10 protein-coding genes and 1 pseudogene are annotated in these 10559 nt (G+C 38.6%); 3 read left to right on the top strand and 8 right to left on the bottom strand.

Annotated elements, in window-relative coordinates; all coding sequences use genetic code 11:
* The coding region (locus IQ224_RS17865) for a CHAT domain-containing protein (protein ID WP_194033294.1) at window positions 1-2237 on the top strand (2237 nt) is incomplete at its 5' end.
* Between the two features lie 79 nt (window positions 2238-2316).
* Here the strand turns inward: IQ224_RS17865 and IQ224_RS17870 are convergent.
* From IQ224_RS17870 to bchL, 4 genes are all read right to left on the bottom strand, one after another.
* Entirely contained in the window at window positions 2317-2718 is a 402-nt protein-coding gene (locus tag IQ224_RS17870; RefSeq protein ID WP_002740800.1) for a hypothetical protein, read from the bottom strand.
* Window positions 2719-3115: 397 nt separating this feature from the next.
* Window positions 3116-3919: a nucleoside phosphorylase gene (locus IQ224_RS17875; protein ID WP_103112655.1), complete on the bottom strand. Its 804-nt coding sequence runs from the start codon at window positions 3917-3919 to the stop codon at window positions 3116-3118.
* Between the two features lie 77 nt (window positions 3920-3996).
* Complete coding sequence (locus IQ224_RS17880) at window positions 3997-5397, bottom strand: ferredoxin:protochlorophyllide reductase (ATP-dependent) subunit N (protein WP_002740797.1); 1401 nt, start codon at window positions 5395-5397, stop codon at window positions 3997-3999.
* A 377-nt stretch (window positions 5398-5774) separates the two neighbouring features.
* The gene (gene bchL, locus IQ224_RS17885) at window positions 5775-6644 is read right to left on the bottom strand and encodes a ferredoxin:protochlorophyllide reductase (ATP-dependent) iron-sulfur ATP-binding protein (protein ID WP_002735653.1); all 870 of its coding nucleotides are present in this window, start codon (window positions 6642-6644) and stop codon (window positions 5775-5777) included.
* A gap of 457 nt (window positions 6645-7101) precedes the next feature.
* Between bchL and IQ224_RS17890 the strand changes: the two genes are divergently transcribed.
* The gene (locus IQ224_RS17890; protein WP_002740793.1) at window positions 7102-7947 is read left to right on the top strand and encodes a hypothetical protein; all 846 of its coding nucleotides are present in this window, start codon (window positions 7102-7104) and stop codon (window positions 7945-7947) included.
* 4 nt (window positions 7948-7951) lie between these two features.
* Window positions 7952-8137 (top strand): hypothetical protein, encoded by a 186-nt coding sequence (locus tag IQ224_RS17895; RefSeq protein WP_002786302.1) that lies wholly within the window; start codon window positions 7952-7954, stop codon window positions 8135-8137.
* Between the two features lie 605 nt (window positions 8138-8742).
* Here IQ224_RS17895 and IQ224_RS25095 read toward each other — a convergent pair.
* The 4 genes and pseudogenes from IQ224_RS25095 to IQ224_RS17915 all read right to left on the bottom strand — a co-directional run.
* Window positions 8743-8856, bottom strand: a pseudogene (locus IQ224_RS25095) (hypothetical protein); the annotation flags it as partial.
* 19 nt (window positions 8857-8875) lie between these two features.
* A complete protein-coding gene (locus IQ224_RS17905) occupies window positions 8876-9097 on the bottom strand; it encodes a hypothetical protein (protein ID WP_194033295.1) in 222 nt (73 codons plus the stop codon).
* A 24-nt stretch (window positions 9098-9121) separates the two neighbouring features.
* Window positions 9122-9850 carry a serine protease gene (locus IQ224_RS17910; RefSeq protein ID WP_194033296.1) on the bottom strand — a complete coding sequence of 243 codons (729 nt, stop codon included), beginning with the start codon at window positions 9848-9850 and terminating at the stop codon, window positions 9122-9124.
* Window positions 9851-10184: 334 nt separating this feature from the next.
* Window positions 10185-10412: a hypothetical protein gene (locus IQ224_RS17915; protein WP_228036295.1), complete on the bottom strand. Its 228-nt coding sequence runs from the start codon at window positions 10410-10412 to the stop codon at window positions 10185-10187.
* Window positions 10413-10559 lie beyond the last annotated feature (147 nt).

Below are 10559 nucleotides of genomic sequence, written 5' to 3' on the forward strand. Positions count from 1 at the left end.
TTCCTTATGAATGGGCAATGACACAAAATAATCTGGGCAATGCTTATAGTGATCGTATCAGAGGGGAAAAGGCAGAAAATTTAGAGTTAGCTATTGTTGCTTATAACCTGTCATTAGAAGTATATACTCGTGATAGCTTTCCTTCTGAATGGGCAATGACACAAAATAATCTGGGCAATGCTTATAGTGATCGTATCAGAGGGGAAAAGGCAGAAAATTTAGAGTTAGCTATTTTTGCTTTAAACCAGTCTTTAGAAGTATATACCCGTGATAGCTTTCCTTATGAATGGGCAATGACACAAAATAATCTGGGCAATGCTTATAGTGATCGTATCAGAGGGGAAAAGGCAGAAAATTTAGAGTTAGCTATTTTTGCTTTAAACCAGTCTTTAGAAGTAATAACCCCGACTGCTTATCCCATAGACTGTTTACAAACAGGACGAAACTTAGGGAATGCTGCTAACCTAATCGAAGACTGGGAAACCGCTATCAAAGGCTACAATTTAGCCATCGAAGCGTCAGAAATCATCCTACTAGAAGCATTAAACCCCCAACAACAACAAGAAATCCTCTCAGCCGCTATAGACCTTTATTATGGTATAGTTCAATTCTATCTCAACCTCAATAAACCAGATCGCGCTTTAGAATACGTTGAACGTAGCAAAACTCGCTATCTAGTCCAATTGCTTACGGAACGAGATATCTATCCTAAAGGTAATATCCCCCAAATAATTATTACCGAATTAGATCGCCTCCGTCGTGCCATTATTGGCGAAGAACAACAGTTAGCCATCCAAGAACAAACCCGCAATCGGGGAGAAATTTTAACCCTAGATCAACAAAGACAACCCATCTTAAATGACTATACTCACCTCAATCAATTAAAACAAGAATTAAATCAACTAATTGACCGAGAAATCACCCCCATAGACCCCACTTTTAGCTTAACTCAAAAGGTTGAAAGTATTCCTCTAAGTGAGATTCAATCCTTAATTGATCAAGATACTGCCATCTTAGAATGGTATATTGCAGGGGATAGTATTATGGCGTTTATTGTTACTAATGAGGGTTTGATCCCCCCTAACCCCCCTTCAAAAGGGGGGAATAGTGAGGTGAAAGGGGTTAAAGTTTGGCAATGTTCAGCAGAAGATCGAGAAAAATTGATTGATTTTATTAAAGATTATCGTGACGCTTATGAAAATAATAAAACCGAGTGGATTAATAATCTTAATGACTATTTAAATCAACTATCAGAAATTCTCCAGATTGATGAACTTTTAGAACTGATCCCTAAATCTTGCTCTCGTCTCATCCTAATTCCCCATTGGTTTTTACATATTATTACCCTTCATTGTTTACCCCTAAAAGATGGACAATTTCTCTATCAACGCTTTTCTAATGGTGTAGGATACGTTCCCAGTTGCCAACTCTTAAAACTGGTAAAATTATCACAGCGAGAAAACTTTACTCGTCTTTTTGCCATTAAAAATCCCACCAGAAAAGACCTAAAACCACTCTTAGGAGCAAATCTAGAAATCGAGAGAATTAGTCAAGGATTTGCTGCTGAAAAAACTATTATTATTGGTGAATCAGAAGCATCAAAACAAACCCTAGAAAACCGTCGTCAAGAATTACAAGCATCCCATTGTCTTCACTTTTCCTGTCATGGTAAATTTGATAATGAATCCCCTAGAGATTCTGCTTTAATGTTAGCAGATCCAGACGGTAACTTAGGAGAATCAGCTAACCTAACCCTAGCAGAAGTATTTGAAAAATTTGATTTAAGACAATGCCGTTTAGCAACTTTGTTTTGTGATGAAAGTGGTATAATCGAAAGTAATGCTAATAGTATTAGTGATGAATATGTAGGTTTACCGAGTGGTTTTCTATTTGCAGGTAGTTCTAGTGTAGTTAGTACCCTTTGGACAGTAGATCCCCTAGCAACTACGTTATTTATGACTAAATTTTATCACGATCTTAAACGAATTTCTATCCAAGATCAAGGGAGTATTGCCATTGTTTTAAATAATACACAAACATGGTTAAGAACATTGAACAGTAAAAAATTAGCCAGAATTAAAGATAGTCAAAAATTCCAACAATTACTCGATCGAGTCTTTGAGAGTAAACGGGATAGAAGAAAATTCCAAGACTTATTAGAAGCTGCGGTTAAACGTGAACCCTATCCCTTTGCCAATCCCTATTATTGGACGGCATTTATCGCAACAGGGGTTTAATCTATTGTTCCTTGAGAATACAATTAAGTTGAGGTATTCTCCCCCCTTTTTAAGGGGAGTTGGGGGGGATCACTTTGATTTAAGAATCAGAACAATTTTGACAAAATTTATCCAGTCCCTGATCTATAATATAAACAGCAACGATAGCCGATAAAATTTCCGCAACTTGCGGAGGACACATCAAATATCCTACAATAATACCTGTTAGAGTAGGAATAAGTGCGGGTAAATATTTTTCTCGCAACTTCGGTTGACAAATAGAATCACGACATTTATTAAGAACAATAACAAACCAACGAAAATCCGCATTATCTTCTACCCCTTCAATACCGTTACGAGTGGCAATAGACTCAGCAGCATCTGCTAAATCTCCCTCCCATTCCTCAATAACATCAAGTGCAATTAAAGCGTTCTCATTATCCGCAAATTGAATACGGTACTGAGCAATTTTGTCCAGTGTTAACTGCGTTGTGTCTGACATAATATGATTCTTAAAGCTAAAACCAATTTTTTCCCATTATCTCACCTTATTAGCTCCTAATCCCACCAAATGCCGTGAGGACAATCCTTCGCTTTAGCTTGTCCGCGACTTTATAATCGTCTCGTCGCTAACGGTTTTGACTTTACCGATGACAAGTTAATCCGGTCAAGATTAGCTTAGAAGACTAAGAAGAAGCGAATTTTTGGGGGTGATAATTTACTTTTGTCAAAAATCATTACATATTCGCAACAAAATACACTTTTTTGAGCAAACTAATATACCCTACTTAGACAAGGCGATCAATTATTTTGTCCCAAGAATTACGCGCTAAACTTATCTCCTGTTATCCCGAAAGTCAGGAAAAAGAGGAAGTCTTAATGAAGATGATTTCTGAAAGTTAATTAATCGAGGATGGGGAGAGGTTGCTAACGGTCAATATTGCCACCTGAATAGCTTTTTCGATGGCTTGTTGTTTGCTTTCTAAACTAATCCCTTCCTCTTTACTTCTTGCGGCAATCACAGCACAAACACAAGCGGAAGTAAATCCATAAACCCCCGCCATTTTAAATAAAGTTCCCGCTTCCATTTCATAATTGAGAATATTTAAACGTCGATATTCTTCCGTAATTCCCTCTAAGTGACGCTGAAGATAAGGGTTAGCAGAAGACACAATTCTTTCCTGTCCTTCATAAAAACTATCCACAGAAGCGGTAATACCTACATGATAATTTACTCCCAAAAATTGAGCCGATTTGACTAGAGCAACTGTCAAAAAAGGATCCGCCGATGCGGGATATTCCGGAGGAGCAATATCATTAGCTGCACCTTGCCTACATAAAGCCGCTTGCGAGATAATAATATCACCAATTTTTATTCTATTTTGAATTGCGCCACAAGTACCAATACGAATAATAGTTTTAATTCCCACCTGTATTAATTCATTAACCACAATACTCAAAGATGGCGCACCCATGCCACTGGTAGCCAGAAGAATTGGGGTAGAATTATCTAGATAGCCAAGATAACTATTTAATCCGCGATAATCCGATAGTAAACGTGCATTTTGTAAATAAGTTTCAGCAATATAGCGCGAGCGTTCTGGTTCCCCCGATAATAGGGTGATAGTCGGTTTTACTGTGCCTAAATCCTCACTGCTAAAGTTGAGATGATAGGGTTTTTGGTGAGATAAGTTATTGGACATTGAAGTGAACTAAATACTGAAAAAAGGTAAGGAATTGATTTTCCTTACCTAAGAATTGTACACTTTTGACAACAGAATTACACTTTTGCTGACTCTTTAACTAACTTGTCCCAACCCAATTCCTTGAGGTTATTGTTGCGACGCAGGGGACGAGTAGCTAACTCTAAAATATCTCGCGCATTGGTAAAACCATGAATTTGAGCAAATGTAAATTCTACCGACCATTTAGTGTTAATTCCCCGCGCTTCTAAGGGATTTGCATGGGCCATTCCTGTAATCACTAAATCGGGTTTTAACTCGTAAATGCGCTGAATCTGATTGTAGTTATCAGGTTTTTCGATAATTTTCGGGATGGGAACACCCATATCATTACAGGTTTTTTCTAGTAATGCTAATTCGGCCGCTTGGTAGCGTTTATCCATGTAGGGAATACCGATTTCATCACAAGTCATCCCGCAACGAATTAGGAAACGTGCCAGAGAAATTTCTAGTAAATTATCCCCCATAAAGAAGACCGATTTACCGCGCACAAGTTGCAGATAATCCTCTAAACTTTCCCAAATTTTTGCCTCTCTTTCTTCTAATCCCTGGGGTTGTACTCCCAAAACCGAACAGATTTTTTCTATCCAAGCGCGGGTTCCATCTGGACCGATGGGAAAAGGTGCGCCAATTAATTTACACTTACGACGACGCATTAAAGTGGTGGCAGTTCGTGATAGAAAAGGATTGACACCAGCCACATAATAACCTTCTTCAATTACCGGTAATTCAGTAAAGCGTTTGGCCGGCAACCAACCATCTATTTTAACTCCTTGTTTTTTCAATTCTAGGGTTAAATTAGTCACAATCGGGTCGGGAACGGAACCAAATAAAACTAAAGGAGGATGGTCTTTATATTCCGATTCTTCCTGTTTAATTTCTTCTTTTTTCCGTCCAAAAGTTAAGAGTTTCTGGATAGCATTCCGTTCTTCTTTTTCATCTTCATGCTTAACTTTTTCGGGACATTTATGCACCATAGAAGCGAGGACGGTATCTTCTCCTTGGGTAAAGGCATAATCTAAACCATTAGCGCGTGCTGTCACGATAGGAATACCGATTTCTGACTCTAGTTTCGGTGCTAATCCTTCTAAGTCCATTTTGATGATTTCGGTGGTACAAGTACCGATAAAAACGATAACGCTAGGGTTTCTATCTCGTTTAATTTGTAAGCAGAGGCGTTTTAGTTCTTCGTAGTCTTTTAGTTGAGCGGAAATATCCCCTTCTTCTAATTCGGCCATAGCATAACGTGGTTCGGCGAAAATCATGACACCCATGGCATTTTGCAGGAAGTAACCACAGGTTTTTGTGCCGATAACAAGGAAGAAACTATCTTCGATTTTTTGGTATAACCAAGCAACACAGCTAATCGGACAAAAGGTGTGATAGTTGCCAGTTTCACAATCAAATTGTAAAGCGCTCGGTTCTTGAGTGGCAGTCATGTTTTTAGGTTCTCCCTTAACTTGGTTTATTTTGGTTTTCTCGTTTTATCTATTCTCTAATCTTTTGTAGTTCACTATCTTCTGATGGATTAAAAATTTCTAGTTTCTTCTTCTGACGGATCAAAATTCAATCTTCAGACTTCTACCAGTTTGTCCCCATCGGAATTAAGCTGACAAAAGAAATACATACATACTGATAACTTAAGTTCTAAAGCTGCATCGAGTTGGGTGGTGGGACCGTGGGTAGGGTGGGTTAGGCGACGATAATTTAGGCTATTAACTAATAAGTTAATTATACGCCGTAACCCACCCAGAAAAAGAGTTTATTGGTGGTTATTGGTGGGTTCCGCTGTCCCTAACCCACCCGACAAAATAATCTAAACCATCATTAGATCTAATTCCGCCTCGGCGTTAACTTTGGGTTTATCAGCATTAAGATAGAAATCCGATAATAAAGTGAATAATTCCCGGTCGGCAGATTCTTTGGGAATAACTCCTTCTGGTTTGGCTAAAATCTGATCGGCAATGTTGAGATAATAGTCACAAACATAACTTAACATCGGATCCTTGTCGGCCATTTCAAAGAGAGTTTGACCTTTAACTCTGGAGACGCGAATATCTTCAATTAAGGGTAAAACTTCTAACACTGGCATGGGAACATGATCTACATATTTATTAATTAAATCGCGTTTTGAGGTGCGATTACCAATTAATCCGGCTAGTCGCAGGGGATGGGTGCGCGCTTTTTCCCGGACGGAAGCGGCGATGCGATTGGCGGCAAAAAGAGCATCAAAGCCGTTATCTGTGACAATTATGCAGTAATCGGCGTAATTTAAGGGTGCGGCAAATCCTCCACAGACCACATCCCCCAAAACATCGAACAAAATCACGTCAAATTCATCAAAAGCGTTCAATTCTTTTAATAATTTCACCGTTTCCCCGACGACGTAACCGCCACAACCAGCGCCGGCCGGGGGTCCCCCCGCTTCTACGCATTTGACTCCACCGTAACCTTCATAGATAACGTCTTCGGGCCAGATGTCTTCGTAGTGAAAATCTTTTTCTTGTAGGGTATCGATGATTGTGGGAATAAGAAAGCCTGTCAGGGTGAAAGTGCTATCATGCTTGGGGTCACAGCCTATTTGTAGGACTTTTTTGCCTCTTTTGGCTAAAGCAGCCGAAATATTACAGCTTGTTGTCGATTTACCGATGCCACCTTTTCCGTAGACTGCGAGTGTTAAAGGCATGGAAGTTCTCCTAAATGTACGCTTGAATGGTGAGTTTGTTTATCAGTGCTTCGATCGCAATTATTGACCATCTCCCCGCCCCTTGGCAAGAGGCTCAATTTTTATATGCTATAGCTAGAGTGAGATTAAACGCGCAAAAACTAGAAAGATAATTTTTTAGAGCTTATAAAGTCTCTGAAATCTGCAAAAATTTATAAAAACAGCTTTGTTTATACATTTACTTTAAATACAAACAATAAACAAAAAACCGCCAAAGCTTTACAAAAACTCGATAAACAGGGTTTTACCGTGCCAAACCCAGACAAAAAAGGTCAAGATAGAGGCAGTCTAGAGACTGATGTCAGATTTTCGTGAATAATCATTACAATTTTCCCCGGCAGATTAAATAAATCGATCCTGAGAAGGATGCTGAAAAAAGCTGTAGTACAATTAGAACAAAGTACCTGTAGGGTTTCCCATGCGAGTTAAGCAAAAAACGCTGACTACACTCTTATTAGAGAATAAAGCTCCTAAATATCGTCCTTTTCTGGCGTTTTTTCTCGCTGGGTTTCCCTTGCTCTTTTTAGCCTATGTAGTTTTTTCCCAGCGCGCTTATCTCGACTGCATTCGGTTAGGTACAAAAAGGATAGATTGTCAATATGTCCAAGAGTATAATTTTCCTATTTCTAGTCGGGAAAATTTTTCTTTAACTCACATTAAAGCTACGGCTGTCTATCAGGAAGTTTTTATCAGTGTTGAGCGGGAAAAAACTGTTAATAACACGGTTTTATTCGTCGGAAAAAATAACCATCTCTATATCGATAATTTTCGAGATGTGCAGTCAGCTAGTGATTTCAAAACTCGATTTGAGAATTTTGTGAATAGATATCAATCTCAGGAAATTATTGCCAAAAGTCCCCTAGATACCTTGTCAGCAGTGCTAGAACAGAATGATAATTATCGATGCTATCTCTGGGGTATGTTATGCTTATTGTTTGGTCTATTGTTACTTTATGATGCCAGCTATTGGGAGAGTTATGTCTTTAATCAGGGTACCGCCACCCTAACCCGTAGGCGACAACATTTAATTTTTAGAAGTGAAAGTGATTATCTTCTAAAGAGAATTGTTGAGGCAAAGATAGAAGATTACAATGGCTTTTTAGAGTCTAATTACCGAGGGATTATTTTAATCTTATCCAACGGGGAAAAAATTATTCTCAATCGCCGGTTACTGGAATCTATAAGTAACGGAAAAAGGGAAGAAAAAATCCTGGCAATGATTGCCGAAAAGTTAAACTCAACTCAAGAAGACCTGTTAATCTAAGTAAATGCGCTCAAATTCTAGTTATTTAAAGTCTCTTTTTTTTGGTTTCCTATTAGTGACTGTGTTAGTTTATATATTGCGCGGCATGGGAATATTGTCTTTTTTACCCGGAGGATTAATTTTGTTATTAATTCTCTCTTCCGTGGTGACGGGAATCCTCTACGGAATCGATAAAACCCGCCGTTTTTAGGAAAATATTGGCTCTTCCTTTCAGACAGAAACGAGAGGGCTGCATCTCATTTTTGTAAATCTACTAAGTTGGGATTTTTAGGGGGAAACTCTCTGCTAAAGTCGGGCGTTACTTTCGATTTTTTCCCTCAATATACCTCTTGCATAAATCCGAAAACAAACGATAGAAACAATAATGGGAGGGACTTTCAGTTAATTATTTATTAGTAGTTGATAATCTTCAAAAATGTTGCTGTACAAGGATCGACTTAAGACTTTTGCAAGAGGTCTAATGACACTATCTCTAAAATAATAAATCAACAAAACTCCAGCATTATTCTTAGGTCTGAGCAGACGACCTTAGCGAATAATCAAGCTCATCTCATTGAGTATACTTGGCAAGATGATCTAGGTTTTCAGTTGAAATCTTTACAGTTCTTAATGATAAAAGGAGAAAAAATTTACAGAATAACCTACACGGCGGAAAATAAAGAATTTCCTGAGTTTTTGCCGCTTGTAACAAAGGTTATGATTAATTCATTCCAAGTTGAACTAAATCCAAATCTCTAGCAAAATATGAGGAGAAAAATCAATTTTGATAACAGGTCTACAGATTGAGAGAGAAATTTATACTCTTCCACCTAGAAGCTCATTAATTCTGTCAATCGCATCTTGGTAATCTTCTTTTCTATTTTGTTGTTTATAAAGTTCTGCTGCTTTTTTAAAATCTTCTAAGGCTTTTGGTTTTTCTCCGAGATCTCTATATGAAAGCCCGCGGACGACAAGTTAAGACAAAATATTTGTTACCTTGTCGGTCAAAAATCACCCCAGAGCCAGTTCCTGCACCGTCAATTTTTACCGTAATTTCTTCAGCAATAACTTGAATCTCTTGAAGTGTCAACGCTATAGCAAGCTGAGGTTGCACTAGACAAACCACTGCCCCAATTAGTGCGACTGGAATTTGATAGGAAAATTTCATCATTATCATATTTCTTTTGAAGAATTACTACTGCTTGTGGGTTCTGAGTGCTGGAAGTCCTAACTGTTTGAAGGTTTCAATGGGGATTCCCCAACTATATTGGCTCATTTTCTTATGTTGATCTGGTGTTGCTTCAGAATTATCTGTAAATTCATAGGGAATATCCCAGAGAGGTTCTGCGTGCATTCCATTAATAGCAATAACTTCACCCCGATGATTGAATAGTGGCCCCCCGCTCATTCCTTTTTCAATTACATTAGTATAGCCAATTTGATAGCCACCTTTTAAGGGCTTACTTAGTATCTGCGTGACTTTCCCGCTGGTAAAAACAAAGCCAGTATTATAGTCTGTAATGGACGGTGAGATTGGCCTTGTAGATGATTCTACTGACAAGGGAAACCCTGCAGCAAACACCTCTTCTCCCACTATCGCAGGATCACCAAAAGACGCTACTTTATATACAACCTTAAAGCTACGAAACTGCAACAAAGCCAAATCATTACCCTTAAATGATACAGACTGGAATAAATTAGCTAAATAAACATGGCCATCTGAAGTCTGAATATGATATGGGGGAGTACCAGATCTCAGGACATGGGCATTAGTCAGAACTGTATAAACTGTTCCCTGACGGTTTGCTAGGAATCCCGCCCCTATGACTTCTCTTGAGAGAATTCTGACTGTGATAGACTGAGCCTGTTTTGGCAATTGCTCCGATATTAAAGATAGCCCAGCCGCTTGCCAAGATAAACCCAAAAGAGAAATCTGGCTCTTCGTTACTTGTTATGGTTCGATAGGGGGGCATAAATCAACAAAATCTTTATCTGGTAAGGGATTTAATTGATTAGTTCGCTTTAGATAAAAAACAATTGACAAAAATCGCCCAATGTCTTTCTCTATAAGGGTTCCATCCCTTATAACTCCCGTCTATTGCATAAGACAAACCGAAGAACCAGAAATCTTTGAGTCTCTACTTGGAATAGACACCCCACCATTGAGCAACCCAAAAGGAATGAAGATCGATGAACTCCCCATACAAGCAACTACTATTACTGTCCGCCACCGCATATTAGTTTGTTTTGTAATTCACTCACTGATCCCAAATGTCTGAATTTTGATCAAATGGCGAGGAAGAAGAAGAAGAATTTGAAGGATTCACCCCTCCCAACAAACTGTTTACATCTAGGTAGAATTCGCCATTGACTTTGGAAATTTCGCTATCCCCACTTAGAAGGACGGGTTTACCTGAAGCAAGTCTGGCATTATCTTTGATCTGTTCTAAAATAATCTCAGGATTTGTCCCGCGTTTGAAAGTCACTAGCACTCCGTCTTTAAGACCTATCCATTAGTCACATCTTTCTTAACATAAAATTTGACAAAAAGAGAAAAGTGTGCAAGATGGCTCAAGGAGGTTCTATGGGGGGACTAATTTGATGAGATAGTTTCCAAGTCTGGCTGATATCAT

Origin of the sequence: Microcystis sp. LEGE 00066 (assembly GCF_015207925.1) — a bacterium.
GTDB classification, from domain to species: domain Bacteria; phylum Cyanobacteriota; class Cyanobacteriia; order Cyanobacteriales; family Microcystaceae; genus Microcystis; species Microcystis ichthyoblabe_A.